The sequence below is a fragment of the Xanthobacter sp. YC-JY1 genome (assembly GCF_021730305.1).
Lineage (GTDB): Bacteria > Pseudomonadota > Alphaproteobacteria > Rhizobiales > Xanthobacteraceae > Xanthobacter > Xanthobacter flavus.
On record NZ_CP032674.1, the window covers coordinates 1,451,052 to 1,463,643 of the forward strand.

General features: G+C 68.2%; 14 protein-coding genes. 5 read left to right on the forward strand and 9 right to left on the reverse strand.

Features of this window, described 5'->3' with window-relative positions:
- Positions 1-17 precede the first annotated feature (17 nt).
- Positions 18-410: a DUF4180 domain-containing protein gene (locus tag D7006_RS06785; RefSeq protein ID WP_237356030.1), complete on the reverse strand. Its 393-nt coding sequence runs from the start codon at positions 408-410 to the stop codon at positions 18-20.
- Positions 411-544: 134 nt separating this feature from the next.
- On the opposite strand from D7006_RS06785, the gene D7006_RS06790 reads away from it, so the two are divergent.
- Positions 545-1,057 (forward strand): hypothetical protein, encoded by a 513-nt coding sequence (locus D7006_RS06790; protein ID WP_237356031.1) that lies wholly within the window; start codon positions 545-547, stop codon positions 1,055-1,057.
- A 339-nt stretch (positions 1,058-1,396) separates the two neighbouring features.
- On the opposite strand, the gene D7006_RS06795 is transcribed toward D7006_RS06790, so the two are convergent.
- The 4 genes from D7006_RS06795 to D7006_RS06810 all read right to left on the reverse strand — a co-directional run bounded on the left by D7006_RS06795 (position 1,397) and on the right by D7006_RS06810 (position 3,635).
- Positions 1,397-2,059 (reverse strand): uracil-DNA glycosylase family protein, encoded by a 663-nt coding sequence (locus D7006_RS06795; RefSeq protein ID WP_237356032.1) that lies wholly within the window; start codon positions 2,057-2,059, stop codon positions 1,397-1,399.
- Complete coding sequence (locus D7006_RS06800) at positions 2,043-2,786, reverse strand: MBL fold metallo-hydrolase (RefSeq protein WP_237356033.1); 744 nt, start codon at positions 2,784-2,786, stop codon at positions 2,043-2,045. The genes D7006_RS06795 and D7006_RS06800 overlap by 17 nt, the downstream gene beginning before the upstream one ends.
- Before the next feature lie 4 nt (positions 2,787-2,790).
- Positions 2,791-3,402 (reverse strand): glutathione S-transferase family protein, encoded by a 612-nt coding sequence (locus D7006_RS06805; protein WP_229643475.1) that lies wholly within the window; start codon positions 3,400-3,402, stop codon positions 2,791-2,793.
- 86 nt (positions 3,403-3,488) lie between these two features.
- Positions 3,489-3,635 (reverse strand): thermonuclease family protein, encoded by a 147-nt coding sequence (locus D7006_RS06810; protein ID WP_237356034.1) that lies wholly within the window; start codon positions 3,633-3,635, stop codon positions 3,489-3,491.
- Positions 3,636-3,840: 205 nt separating this feature from the next.
- On the opposite strand from D7006_RS06810, the gene D7006_RS06815 reads away from it, so the two are divergent.
- Both D7006_RS06815 and D7006_RS06820 read left to right on the forward strand, forming a co-directional pair.
- A complete protein-coding gene (locus D7006_RS06815) occupies positions 3,841-4,056 on the forward strand; it encodes a hypothetical protein (protein WP_237356035.1) in 216 nt (71 codons plus the stop codon).
- Positions 4,057-4,095: 39 nt separating this feature from the next.
- A complete protein-coding gene (locus D7006_RS06820; protein WP_237356036.1) occupies positions 4,096-5,178 on the forward strand; it encodes a HAMP domain-containing sensor histidine kinase in 1,083 nt (360 codons plus the stop codon).
- A 6-nt stretch (positions 5,179-5,184) separates the two neighbouring features.
- Here D7006_RS06820 and cobT read toward each other — a convergent pair whose 3' ends face one another.
- Both cobT and D7006_RS06830 read right to left on the reverse strand, forming a co-directional pair.
- A complete protein-coding gene (gene cobT / locus D7006_RS06825; protein WP_229643472.1) occupies positions 5,185-6,207 on the reverse strand; it encodes a nicotinate-nucleotide--dimethylbenzimidazole phosphoribosyltransferase in 1,023 nt (340 codons plus the stop codon).
- A gap of 116 nt (positions 6,208-6,323) precedes the next feature.
- Positions 6,324-7,190 (reverse strand): hypothetical protein, encoded by an 867-nt coding sequence (locus D7006_RS06830; protein WP_237356037.1) that lies wholly within the window; start codon positions 7,188-7,190, stop codon positions 6,324-6,326.
- Between the two features lie 202 nt (positions 7,191-7,392).
- Here D7006_RS06830 and D7006_RS06835 point away from each other — a divergent pair, with 202 nt between their 5' ends.
- Together D7006_RS06835 and D7006_RS06840 are read left to right on the forward strand one after the other, a co-directional pair.
- Positions 7,393-7,989: a superoxide dismutase gene (locus D7006_RS06835; protein WP_169122501.1), complete on the forward strand. Its 597-nt coding sequence runs from the start codon at positions 7,393-7,395 to the stop codon at positions 7,987-7,989.
- A gap of 395 nt (positions 7,990-8,384) precedes the next feature.
- Entirely contained in the window at positions 8,385-10,013 is a 1,629-nt protein-coding gene (locus D7006_RS06840) for a glycosyltransferase family 39 protein (RefSeq protein WP_237356038.1), read from the forward strand.
- A gap of 75 nt (positions 10,014-10,088) precedes the next feature.
- On the opposite strand, the gene D7006_RS06845 is transcribed toward D7006_RS06840, so the two are convergent.
- Positions 10,089-11,498, reverse strand: coding sequence for an esterase-like activity of phytase family protein (locus D7006_RS06845; protein WP_237356039.1), 1,410 nt, complete (start codon positions 11,496-11,498; stop codon positions 10,089-10,091).
- 95 nt (positions 11,499-11,593) lie between these two features.
- Positions 11,594-12,589 (reverse strand): zinc transporter ZntB, encoded by a 996-nt coding sequence (locus D7006_RS06850; protein ID WP_169122498.1) that lies wholly within the window; start codon positions 12,587-12,589, stop codon positions 11,594-11,596.
- Positions 12,590-12,592: the final 3 nt, after the last annotated feature.

Genomic DNA, 12,592 nt, shown 5'->3' on the forward strand with positions numbered 1-12,592 from the left:
CGGCGCGCGGGGAAGCGCTATCCCCGCGCGGCCGCGCCCCGGAGGCGCTCGGTCAGTTCCTCGATTGTCCCGACGAACCAGAGGCTTTCGCCGCCATTGGCCTCGCGCACGAAGTCGCGCAGCGGCCCGCTCAAAGCCAGATGGGCCGAGATATCGCCGATGACGGCGAGGCGCAGGCGATAGTTCACGAAGCGCTGGGTGATGCGCCCGGCAAGCCCGCTCGCCAGACGGAAGAAATCTGGGCTGAGGCGCGCCGCTGGAATGGCAATGAGGTCCGCCCCCTCGCCGAAGGCCGTGCCGAGCAGATCGTCCGTGTCGCCCTCGCTGGCAATGGGCACCGCGTCGGCCCCGCACAGCAGCACCCGCAGCCCGCTGATCTCGGTCACGACGTCGGTGCTGGGGATACCCATGGGACTTCCGTTGCGTTCGGGGGGATGATCCGAGCAGATTGAATCGATCCAGCGGGTGCACGTCCAGAGGGTGCGCGCGGCGCGAGGCGGGAGAGATCGGAATGGTGGACAATCGCACGCCGGGTGGCTCACCCATGGACGCGAACGCAGGCCGCGACTTCTGGCTGCGCGAAGGGCCCTATCTCGCCATCCTCGCCCTCACCGTGGGCGGCGTCGCCTATGTGGCGATGACGCGCCGGCCGCTGGTCACGTTCTGGGAATTCGTGGCGCTGGCGAGCTGCGCCGTGGGCATCTTCGCCGGCTGGGCGCGCGCCACGCTGAAGGAGCAGCGCGTGCGGCTGGTGGTGACGCAGCTTCTCCACTGGGGCGCCTTCCTCGCCGCCATGAACCTCGTGTTCCTGCCGAGCGTGCAGGCAGTGGCGGATGCGGATTCCACCAGCCTCATCGTGCTCCTGCTGCTGGCGCTGGGCAGCTTCGTGGCGGGCGTGCACACCCAATCGTGGCGCATGGGGCTGAACGGCGTGTTCATGGCCCTGTGCGTGCCGGCCGTGGCGTGGCTCGACCAGTCCGCCCTCTTCGTGGCGCTGGTGGGCGCCGCCGCGGTGGTCGGCGCCGGCTTCATCTTGTGGGCGCGCCTGCGGATCTGAGGCGTTCCCCGGCCGCACCGCTAAGACAGAGGCTGTTCCCCGGACAAGCGACGGCAAAGCCGGAGCGCGGATCCGGGGGCCAGCGCAAAGGTGCCCGCGCAGCGGGGCAATGCCCGGGAACGGTGGGATCAGGAAGCGCCTTCGGCGGCCCCTTGCGCCGGGACCCGGCACGCATTCCGCTATCGATGCGTGCGTCCGGGCGGCAGGGCGGTTGACCGGACGGGCGTGGCTGGTTGCGCAATCCCAGCGTTGGGGCAAATGGCGCGATACCCCTCACCCCAGCCCTCTCCCGCAAGGGGAGAGGGGGCCGGCCGGTTCCGATGCGAGCGCCCCGCCCGGTCAGCTCCGCCCGAGTGCGCGGGCGATATCGGCCTGAAGCTGCGGCAGCAGCTCGGCGTCGAAATAGGGGTTCTTCTTCAGCCAGCCGGTGTTGCGCCACGAGGGATGGGGCAGGGTATAGACCGCCACCGGGTGGGCGAGCTTTTCCCCCGCCGCGCGCACCGCCCGCCAGTTGGCCACCGTCTCGGTGAGGCTCGACTTCAGGTGCGCCGCGAGGCCGAGGCGGGCGAGGTGATAGGCCTGCGCCGGCCGCCCCACCGCAAGGATCAGCCGGAACGGCGGCAAAGCGGCGAACAGCGTGTCGTGCCAGGTGGCGACGCATTCCCGGCGCGGCGGCAGGTCGCCCCCCGCCGCATCCTGCCCCGGAAAGCAGAAGCCCATGGGGGCGATGGCGATGTGGGCAGTATCGTAGAAGGTGTCCTTGTTCACCCCCATCCAGGCCCTGAGCCGGTCGCCCGAGGCATCGGTGAAGGGCAGGCCCGAAAGGTGCACCTTCGTCCCCGGCGCCTGGCTCGCCACCAGGATGGAAGCGGTGGCGGACACCCGCAGCACCGGCCGCGGCTCGTGCGGCAGGGCCGATCCGCGCGGCGCCTCCCGGCACACCCGGCAGGCGCGGATGCGCGCGACGAGCGCGTCGAGGCCGTCCTCAGATGCTGAGCTCAAGCCCGTCCTCGGCCACGGTGAAATGGGTTTGGTCCACCTCGCCCCGCCGCGCCCACATCTCGTCGCCCATATGGGTGAGCAGGATGTGCTTCGCGCCCAGCGCCGCGCGCTTGGCCGCGATGGTCTCATAGGCCATGTGGCCATGGGGGCTGCCGGCGAAGGCGAAGCACTCGCAGATGAAGAGGTCGGCACCATCGGCGATGGGCAGGAGCGCGTCCGTCCACTCCGTATCGCCGGAGAAGGCGAGGGTGCGCTTGCCGTCGGTGATCCGCAGCGCGGTGGAGGGCGCCCCGGAGGCGTGGATCACCTGCGCCGTGGTGAGGGTGAGGGGGCCGTGTCGGGAGGTCGAGCCGGGCTCCACCTCCTTCACCTCGAAGTCGAACCGCCAGTCATTGGAGGCCATCTTCGGGAAGAGCACCTCCATGGCCGCGTCCAGCCGTACCTTGGTACCAGGCGGGCCGATGATGGTCAGGGGCGTCGTCCGGCGATGGACGAACTGGCCGTCGAGCAGGAGGAAGGGCAGGCCGCCGAAATGGTCGCCGTGCAGATGGCTGATGAATACCTGGTGAAACCCACTCGAATCGATACCGAACCGGTGCATTTGAACGAGTGAACTCGCACCGAAGTCGAGGGTTGCGACGTGTCCGTCGGTCTCCACGTGGTAGCAGGAATTTCCCCGCCCGCCGGAGCCGAACGCATCGCCGCAACCCACCACCTTTAGCTTCATGATTTCAAGCCTTTGCGCTCGGCCGCTGGGAGACCACATCGTACCAGCGCTTGAGGTGGGTGTGGTGCTCCGGCACCTCGGTGCGGATCACCCGCAGGAAATCCACCGCCACCAGCATGGTGATGTCCGCCACCGAGAAGCGGGCGCCCGCCACGAATGCCCGGTCGGCCAGCTGATCGTTGAAAAAGCCAAGCGCGGCCAATACCTTGGGCTTGTTCGCCTCGCCCCATTCCGGCACCTGCGGCACCTCCATCTGGGCCATGGCCGGGTTGAGATGCCGGAGCACCATCATGATGGGGTAGAACAGATCCAGCTCCACCTGCCGCTGCCACATTTCCACCAGCCCCTGCTCCTCCGGCGTATGGCCGAACAGGTTGGGCTCGGGCTGCAAGGCCTCGAAATAACGGCAGATGGCCATGGTTTCGGCGATGGCCGTGCCATTGTCCAGCACCAGAAGGGGCACGCGCTGGCGCGGGTTGAGGCCGGTGAATTCGGCGCTCTTGTGCTCGCCCTTGCCCAGGTCGACGGGCTCGAGCGGAACCGAAATTCCCTTTTCCGCCAGGAAGATGCGAACCCGGCGCGGGTTCGGCGCCCGGTTGGTGTCATAGAGCTTCATGGTGGCGCGCCTCCCGTGCGGTGATTGTTGAGGCCAGCGAAAGACCATGCCTGCGGCGACCGCGCAAGGGTCCGCCCGTTCCGCGATCAGGGCGCGCGGGGATGCTCGGCCCGGTAGTCGGCGGGAGGCTGGAAGGTGCCCGCCCACAGGCCCCGCCGCGCCGCCCGGGCCTCCGCCTCGTCGCGTTGATACGCCTTGCCCAGATAGGCGACGGCCAGTCCCTTCTGGACCATCAGCGCGGAGAGGTCGGTGCCGCCGACGGTGCAAAAAAACCAATGGCCGCCTGTATTTGTCGCGCTTCTCGGCCCGGCATGACACCGGGCCTGCAGCCAGCGCCTCGTCCAGCGCCTCCCGCGCGGCCTCGCCGCAGCGCCAAAGGCGGCCATCCCTCTCACAGGTCTGGCGCAGCTCCGGCGCGTCGATGCCGGCGAGGCGGACATGCGTGCCCGCAATGTCCAGCGTGTCGCCATCCACCGCCTCGGCACGCCCGTCCATATGTTCGGCGCGCGAGAGCATTTCCACGGCGGCGGCCAGCACGGCGAGGATGATTGCGGCGCGCAGAATATCAAACAAACGCATGGCGTTGGACGATCCCGCCTCGGCCGCGCGATGGACGTGGCACGGCTCGGCGGGAGGATGGGGCGGGGGCGTTAACCAATCGTTAACCCACCTGCCGCAGGAGTCGGTGCCAAGGTGACGTCACGCAGGGTGGTCGATTCCACCGGCACTCTGTTCGCGAAGGGCTCCCGCCGCATGTCCGGCCCCCTCTGCCTCCCGCTCGGCAACGCCGCGGCCTCCAAACCGGAGCCGGCGGAAGCGGCGGAGGGATTCGCGGGGCCGGCTCTCCTGTCCTCCAAGGTCTTGATCCTGCTCGCCATACTCGCCTCCGGAGGTCTTGGGCTGGCGGGCGGTCTCGCGGCCGGCCTTGCCGGTGCGATCCTGGGGGCGGCAGTCGCGGTCGCTGCCTTCGTGGGTGTGGCCCGTCACGTCCGGCGGCTCCATGCGGCGCGTGAGGCGGCCGAGGCGCGGGCTCTGGCCGCCGAGGCGGAGAGCCAGCGGGCCGCGGCCGAAAGCCTTGCGAAGTCTCGCTTTCTCGCCGAGATGAGCCACGAGCTGCGCACCCCGCTCAACACGGTGATGGGCTTTTCCGAGATGATGGCCGAGGAGGTGCTCGGTCCGCACCGGGTGCCCGCTTATGCCGGCTATGCCCGCGACATCCACGGCGCCGGCCGGCACCTGCTGGCGCTCGCCGACGACCTGCTCGACCTTGCCCGCATCGAGAGCGGGCACCGCACGCTGGTGGAGACCCCGGTGCGGCTCGATGCGCTGGCGGAAGACTGCCTCGCCATGATGCGCCCCGTCGCGGCGGAGCGGCGTCTCAGTCTTTCCCTGGAACGGCTTGGCACGCCCCGGCTGTGGGGCGACGAGCGGGCCATCCGGCAGATCGCCCTCAATCTGCTGGCGAACGCCGTGAAGTTCACGCCTGTCGAAGGCCAGGTGCGGCTCGTCGCGGCCGTGGACGCGAAGGGCGGGACAGTCCTCATCGTCGAGGACAGCGGGCCGGGCATCGCCGACAGCGAGCTGCCGCTGGGCGGCGCCCATGCGCGCGAGAGCCGGCTGGACCTTGCGACCGGCCAGGGGGCCGGGCTCGGCCTCGCCATCGCCCGGGGGCTCGCCGCCCTGCATGGCGGGGAGCTGGAGCTGGCCCGCCGCGCGGGAGGTGGAACGCGGGCGCGCGTGACCTTCCCGTCCGCCCGGACCCTGCACGGCGCCTGATCGGCCTCAGCCCTCGGAGACGCCGGCCTCGGCGAAGGTCGCCATCCCGCGATGGCAGGCCACGGCGGCCTTCACCACACCGATGGAGAGCGCGGCACCCGAGCCTTCGCCGAGCCGCATGCCGAGATCGAGCAGCGGCACGAGGCCGAGCCGGTCCAGCAACTGGCGATGGGCCTTCTCCGCCGAGACATGGCCGGCGAGGCAGTGGTCGAGGGCGTTCGGGTTCATGGCGTGGAGCACGGCGGCGGCGGCGGTCACCACAAAGCCGTCCAGCACCACCGGCACCTTCTCGTGCCGCGCGGCAATGATGGCGCCGGCGATGGCCGCGATCTCCCGCCCACCGAGGCGGCGCAGCACTTCCAGCGGATCGGAGAGATGCTCCTTGTGGAAGGCGACCGCGGCGCGCACGGCGGCGATCTTGCGCTCCAGCACCTCGCCGGCGGCGCCGGTGCCGGCGCCCACCCATTCCTCCGCCGTGCCGCCATAGAGGCCGTGGCAGATGGCGGCGGCGACCGTGGTGTTGCCGATTCCCATTTCGCCGAGGCAGAGCAGGTCCGAGCCGCCGGCGATGGCCTCCATGCCGAAGGCCATGGTGGCGGCGCAGGCCTTCTCATCGAGGGCGGCGTTCGTGGTGATGTCCGGGGTCGGATAATCGAGCGCGAGGTCGAACACCCGCAGCCCGGCGTCGAAGGTGGCGCAGATCTGGTTCACCGCGGCCTTGCCGGCGGTGAAGGTGGCCATCATCTGCTTCGTCACCTCACCGGGATAGGGCGAGACGCCGAGATCGGCCACGCCGTGGGTCGCGGCGAACACCGCCACCATCGGCCGGTTGACCGTGGGCATGGAATTGCCCTGCCAGGCGGAGAGATGCGCGGCGATGGCTTCGAGCCGCCCCAGCGCGCCCGGGGGCTTCACCAGCTGTTCCTGCCGGGCGAGCGCTGCCTCGCGCGCGCCTTCGTTGGGGCCGGGCAGGGTGGCGACGAGCTGGCGGATGTCGTCGAAGGGCGAGCCGGGATCTTGCGGGAACATCGGGCGGAATGACCTCTGGGCGCCGGCTTCGCCGGGCAGGGAACGCTGCCGCTCAATAGAGCGGGCGTCCCGATCCGGCAAATCCGACCCTCCGCCCGGCGGAGCGGAACCGTGGCTCAGCGCTCTCCCTGCTGGGCCTGGGCCACATGGTCGCGCAGTTCCTGAAGCGAGGCAAAGCGGACCACGCCGGTGGGCAGCTCGGCCTGGATCGAGCCGTCCGAATAGAGCGTGTAGGCCATGCCGCCGACGATGCCGGACTTCAGAATGCGTGGCTCGTCGGGCTCGCGGGCGGGAGCCGGAGCGGGAACCGGGGGAGGCGCGTCGGTGGGGGCGGCGCGGGCCGGGCGGGGCGGCGGCTCATAGCCGGTGCGCGGACGGGGCGGTGCGGGCGGTGCGATCGGCGCCTCGGGAGCCGGCTCTGGACCACGCTGAACCCGCTGGCGGCGCGCCTCGACCATTGGGTCGGCCGGCTGGCCGGCTTCCGGGGGCGGCAGCAGCGGGGAGGGGCCGGCGGGTCGGCGGGGCGCCGGGTTGCGCTCTGCCTGACGCTCCTGCGGGCGTTCGGGGGCGCGCTCCGGAGCGCGTTCCTGCGGACGTTCCTGGGGCCGGTCGGCCGCACGTTCGCGGGCCGGAGGCGCTGCGGCCTCGGCGTCTGTCTCCTCGGAGCCGACCAGATCGTCCACGGAGAGGCGCGGCGCTGCGCCGCGGCCGGCGCGGGCGGAACGGGCCGCCGGCTGCGCGGCGGCTTCCTCGGCCTCGGCCTCACCGGCCGGGTAGGAGCGCTCGATCTGCCGGGTCAGCCGGTCCAGCTGGCGCAGCACCAGGCCCATGGCGGTGATGACGAAGCCGCCCGAGGCAGCGACGGCGCCGGTTGTGATGAGGGTATTGCCGAAGGCCGAGACGTAGATCGTCACCCCGAGGCCGATGACCGCAAGCCCGGCCAGAGCGATGAGAACGCCGAGAAGGACCAGGAACCACCACATCTCGCACCCCGCTTCCGCATGCCGGCCTCGGCCGGTCTAATCAAAGGTGGTACCTCGGCGCGAAAATCGGCCGCTTCAAGGTTGTTTGATGGCGAGCGCGACCCTATCTAGGTCCACGCTCGGACATGTCGTATACCCGGTGTGGCGCCGGGGCAGCGATTTCGCCCCGGGCGAGACGCCGGATAGATTGCGGAGATGTTTCATGTCCTTCACGCTGCCCGACCTGCCCTATGCCTATGACGCGCTTGCGCCGTACATGTCGCGCGAAACGCTGGAATACCATCACGACAAGCATCATCTCGCTTATGTCAACAATGGCAACAATCTCCTAAAGGGAACTGAATTTGAAGGGAAAACCCTTGAGGAGATCGTCGTGGGCTCGTTCGGCAAGAACGCCCCGCTCTTCAACAATGCCGGCCAGCACTACAACCATCTCCACTTCTGGAATTGGATGAAGCCCAACGGCGGCGGCCCCATCCCCGGTGAGCTCGAGAAGAAGATCATCGAGGACATCGGCTCGGTCGAGAAGTTCAAGGAGGACTTCATCGCCGCCGGTGTCGGCCAGTTCGGTTCGGGCTGGGCCTGGCTCGCGCTCAAGGACGGCAAGCTCGTCGTGCTGAAGAGCGCCAATGGCGAGAACCCGCTGGTGCAGGGCGCGACCCCGATTCTCGGCGTCGACGTGTGGGAGCACTCCTACTACATCGATTACCGCAATCGCCGCCCCGACTACCTGAAGGCGTTCGTCGACCACCTCATCAACTGGGACTACGTGGCCGAGCTGTACAGCAAGGCCGTCTGACGGTTTCCCATCCCCGGGCCTGCGCCTTCCTTTGAGGGGCGCGGGCCCGCTCCGTTTTTCGGGGCCCGCTTAGCTCGCGAATGCCTAGCAGGCGATCAAGTGCACAACTCAGACGCGGCCTTTATGTGTTTCTTTTCCCGCCAGTGATTGACTCTGCCTGCCAAGAACATTTTGCCGTTTAACCTTACCATCGGTCAGCTGTGCTGCCACAATTGCTCCTGAGGCTGCCTTAATTTTTCGCAACGCACAGCATAATTTTGTTGCGATCCTCCTCTACTCCATCTTAGCTGTGATCCGCGTAGCCATCTGCGGTATTATGGTGGCGTATCGCGCTGGGGGCCTGGGAGCGATCCCGGAAACGGCGCGACAGGAGTTGGGTTCGGGATCCTCCATCAATGTCGTTCCTCGAAATCGAACGTCGGCCGGGCGCGATTGCGGACGCTTGCGCCCTTGTCCTGATCGCCGGTGTCGCGGTCATCGCCGCGCTCACCTTCTCCGACTACGGCCTCGGCTGGGATGACTTCACCCATTCCCAGTATGGCGACCTGCTCTATTCCTATTTCTCCTCGGGCCTGACGCAACGGAAGGTCTTTTCCTTCGTCAACCTGTATTATTACGGCGGCGGCTTCGACCTTGCCGCCGCGGCTATCGCCAAGGCGCTGCCTTTCGTCGAGGTCTTCGACGTCCGCCGCCTGCTGGGCGGGTTCGTGGGCATCGTCGGCTTTGTTCTCGTGTGGCGAACCGGGCGGCGTCTTGCCGGTCCCTGGGGTGGTCTTGCCGCCGTCGCCCTGCTGATGATCTGCCCGCTCTATTACGGCCACATGTTCATGAACGCGAAGGATGCACCCTTCGCCGTGGCCGTGGCCGGCGTACTCTATGCTTGCGTGCGGGCCTTCGACGAGTTCCCCCAGCCGTCGCCGCGCACCGTCACCTTCTTCGGCCTGTTTCTCGGCCTCGCCATCGGCACGCGCGTCCTCGGGCTGCTGTGCGGTGTGTATCTGGCCGCGGCCATCGCCTTCGTGCTGGCCGTGGAATGCGTGCGCCTTGGCATCAAGCCGGCGCTGCTCCGCACGCTTCGCTTCACCGGCCTGCTCATGCTGGGCCTGCCGCTCGCCTACTTTGTGCTCGGCATGGTCTGGCCCTGGGGCGTGGTGGAGCCGCTCAATCCTCTGATGGCGCTCAAATACTATTCCCACTTCTGGGAAGTGCCCTGGCGTGAAATGTTCGAGGGCCGGCCCATCCTGGTGCCGGACATGCCGCGCACCTACGTGCCGACCCTCTTCTCCGTGCAGATGCCCGAGCTGTTCCTGGGCCTTGCGGTGGCGGGCGCGGCCGGGGCGATCGTGTCGGCCTTCGTGGGCAGGGACACGCCGGCGAAGCGGGCTCGGCTGGTGCTCATCGTCACCGCGGCGGCTTTCCCCGTCCTGCTCACCGTCGTCACCCGCCCGGTGATGTACAACGGCATTCGCCACTTCGTGTTCGTGACGCCGGCGCTGGCGCTCCTCGGGGGTTATGCGGCGTCCTGGCTATGGCAGAAGGCTCAGGCGCTGCCGCGCCTCGCCCAGGGGGCCGTGGCCGCGACCTTCGCCGTGGGTCTCGCCGTGCCGGCGGTGGATTTCCACAACCTGCACCCGTACGAATATACCTACTACAACCACTTCGTCGGCGGCATCAAGGGTGCCGACGACCTGTTCATGCTCGATTACTGGGGCCTCGCCTTCAAGCAGGCCACGGAGGAGCTGGACGAGTATGTGGAGCAGCACCGGCGGACCCTGCCGCAGGGTCGCAAGCTGCGCGTGGCCGTCTGCGGCCCCCACTTCGCCGCCGCCGCCGAATTGGGACCGCGCTACGAGACGACCTACGACAGCAGCAATGCGGACTTCTATATGCGTCTCGGCGAGTTCTACTGCGCCGACGTGAAGGCGCCGCTGCTGGTGAAGGTCGAGCGCGAGGGCGTCACCTACGCCACGGTCTACGACGTGCGCGGCCGACCCTTCCCGAGCGTCTTTGCGGCCGGTCAGTAAGGCCAGCCATTCCCAGCGAATCGAAAAGGCCGGGCGCGAGCCCGGCCTTTTGCATTCATGTGCCGGTCTTCCGGCTCACTTGGCGCCCAGCAACTCGGGCACGCTGAGGAGGACGAACTCGTTGTCGTCGTTCTTCTGCGGGTTGCGGCCGGCCGAGTAGGGCAGGTTGTTGTCGTTGCCCACCACGATCTCGGTGGGGCTCACCATCACAACATCCTCGATGGTGAAGAAGGGCAGGTCCAGCACACCCTCGGTGCCGCCCTGCTTCGCCTTGCCGTTCGGATCCTTGATGGAAAGAAGGTCGATATAGCCGACCTTGCGCACCGCCTGGCCGGAGGTCTCCGGCGAGAAGGCGATCTTGTAGACGCGCTTGAACTGCGCCGGCTTGTCGAAGCAGGTGGGCTCGACCTTGCCAGCGGCGCAGGCTTTGAAGCGCGAGCCCTCCAGGCTGTCGCGCTCGATGACGAGGCCGTGGGTGTCATCGACCATGTTGAAGTCGCCGATGGCATTGCCCGCAACCGCCAGCGGATACTTCCACGAGCGGCCGGTCCATTCGCGCTTGCCGAGATCGAACTCGACGATGCGCAGGACCTCGGCGTCGCCCACCTTCTCCTTGCCGGCGGCGGTCGCATCGAACAGCGGGCCTTCCAGCAGGGCGTAGAGCTTCGTCTTGTCCGGGGAGAGCGCCATGCCCTCGAAGCCCTTGGAGCGATAGACGTTGAACGCGACCTTGCCGTCCGGCGCGCCGGGCGTCGTGACGGTCGGGTGATCGGGCGAGCGCATCACCTTGCCGTCCACCTTGGTCTCGAACACGGCCTTCACCTTGCCGTCGAGATCGGTCTCGATGAGGAAGGGGCCGAACTCGTCGCCGAACCACAGGCTGTCGCCCACGCGCTGGATCGATTCAAGATCGAAGTCCGAGCCGGTCAGGTAGCGCGTGGCGGTGCCTTCCATCGTGATCGGGTAGGGCACCTTGCGGTCCGGGTCGCTGATGAAGATGGTCTTGAGACGCTCGATGGTGCCGGCCTTGAAGTCCATCTTCAGCCGGTGGGCGGTCAGCATGGCGTCGGGCGAGTTGGCCTTGGAGCCGAAGCCGTTGTCTGTGAGCACCAGGAACGCCCCGTCGCCCTCGGAGACGATGCCAGAGAAACCCTGCACCGGCTGGCCCTGGAACGGCAGGGAAAGGCCGGTCTCGCGCGGGGCGGCCGGATTGGACAGGACGCTCACGCCCTTCACGCTGCCGATGGCGTCGATGCGCGCACGGTCGGCATTGGTGAACTTGCCCGAGGTCTTCAGCGCATCCGGCGCGTCGGCAGGGGCGGGGACGAAGGTCGCGGCCGGCAGGACGACATGGCCAGCGAGGACGGCCGGGAAGGCGGTGCCTTCGGCGGCTTTTTCCTGACTGTTCTTGTCCTGGGAGAGGGCAGGGGAAACGAAGGCGGCGCCGGCAAGCAGCGCGAGGGCGATGCAGTTCAGGGTGCGCATGGGAAACCTCCAAAGGTCCGTGCGCACCGCATCTGCGGCACCATCCTTGACGCAGCGGCGACAGCCGCGCGAACTTTGCATGACCTAGAGGAAGATCAGATCCATTTCAGCCGGCGGAAGGTCCACAGCAGCACGAAGCCGAGCAGCAGCAGGAACACAGAGAGCGCCCAGAAAGCGGCCGGATCGCTGCTGCCGGGGATGCCGCCCACATTCATGCCGAACATGCCCGAGATCAGGGTCATGGGCGCGAACACGACGGTCACGACGGCCAGCACCAGCATGGACTTGTTCATCTGCTCGGCGCGAGCGTCGACCATCTGGTCGCGGATGACGGAGGCGCGCTCGCGCACGCTATCCAGTTCCTCGGAAAAGCGGGCCACCCGGTCGGCGGCGTCTCGCAGCCGGTTCCGGTCCTTCGGCCCCATCCAGGGATCGTCTTCCAGCGCGAAGTGATTGAGCGCCTCGCGCTGGGGCGCGATGTGCCGGCGCAGCTTGATGGCCACCCGGCGCAGCACGGCAAGCTTGGGCAGGAGCTCCGAGGTTTCCGTGATGAGCACGGCATCCTCAAGCTCGTCCGCCTCCTCGATCAGCGTCGTCACCACGGCATCCACCCGCTCGACGAGGCGCATGGAGAGATCGGCCACGAACTCGCCCTGGGAGCGTGGGCAGCGGCCGCGGCCGAGCGCATCCTCGAAATCGGCGATGGCCGAGAGGAAATCGTGCTGAACCGAAACGATTCGGCGTGCGTCCACCCACAGGTGGACGGTGATGAGTTCCTCAGGCAGCGCGTTGCGCTGCAGGTTGATGCCGCGCAGGGAGAGCAGGGCGCCCTCGGCGAACATCACGCAGCGCGGGCGGCAATGCTCTTCCGCCATGCTCTCCAGCGCTGGGGCATCGAGGCCGACGCCCTGTCGTAACCACGTCTGCGGCATCCGGGGCAGATGGCGGAAATGCAGCCAGACGAAGCCGCCGTCGGGCGCCGTGGCCGAGACCGCGTCTTCCGGCCGGAGACGGCTCGCACCTCCTTTGCCGTCGAACATCCACGCAGAGAGAAGGCCCTGCGTGTCGATGGTGGAGGCGAGTGCGGCCATGGC

What these genes read in the sequence shown, in the direction of transcription:
- D7006_RS06785 (WP_237356030.1), bottom strand. Translation starts at nt 410, where the DNA reads ATGGGTATCCCCAGCACCGACGTCGTGACCGAGATCAGCGGGCTGCGG.
- D7006_RS06790 (WP_237356031.1), top strand. Translation starts at nt 545, where the DNA reads ATGGACGCGAACGCAGGCCGCGACTTCTGGCTGCGCGAAGGGCCCTAT.
- D7006_RS06800 (WP_237356033.1), bottom strand. Translation starts at nt 2,786, where the DNA reads ATGAAGCTAAAGGTGGTGGGTTGCGGCGATGCGTTCGGCTCCGGCGGG.
- D7006_RS06805 (WP_229643475.1), bottom strand. Translation starts at nt 3,402, where the DNA reads ATGAAGCTCTATGACACCAACCGGGCGCCGAACCCGCGCCGGGTTCGC.
- D7006_RS06810 (WP_237356034.1), bottom strand. Translation starts at nt 3,635, where the DNA reads ATGGTCCAGAAGGGACTGGCCGTCGCCTATCTGGGCAAGGCGTATCAA.
- D7006_RS06815 (WP_237356035.1), top strand. Translation starts at nt 3,841, where the DNA reads ATGCGTGCCCGCAATGTCCAGCGTGTCGCCATCCACCGCCTCGGCACG.
- cobT (WP_229643472.1), bottom strand. Translation starts at nt 6,207, where the DNA reads ATGTTCCCGCAAGATCCCGGCTCGCCCTTCGACGACATCCGCCAGCTC.
- D7006_RS06830 (WP_237356037.1), bottom strand. Translation starts at nt 7,190, where the DNA reads ATGTGGTGGTTCCTGGTCCTTCTCGGCGTTCTCATCGCTCTGGCCGGG.
- D7006_RS06835 (WP_169122501.1), top strand. Translation starts at nt 7,393, where the DNA reads ATGTCCTTCACGCTGCCCGACCTGCCCTATGCCTATGACGCGCTTGCG.
- D7006_RS06840 (WP_237356038.1), top strand. Translation starts at nt 8,385, where the DNA reads ATGTCGTTCCTCGAAATCGAACGTCGGCCGGGCGCGATTGCGGACGCT.
- D7006_RS06845 (WP_237356039.1), bottom strand. Translation starts at nt 11,498, where the DNA reads ATGCGCACCCTGAACTGCATCGCCCTCGCGCTGCTTGCCGGCGCCGCC.
- D7006_RS06850 (WP_169122498.1), bottom strand. Translation starts at nt 12,589, where the DNA reads ATGGCCGCACTCGCCTCCACCATCGACACGCAGGGCCTTCTCTCTGCG.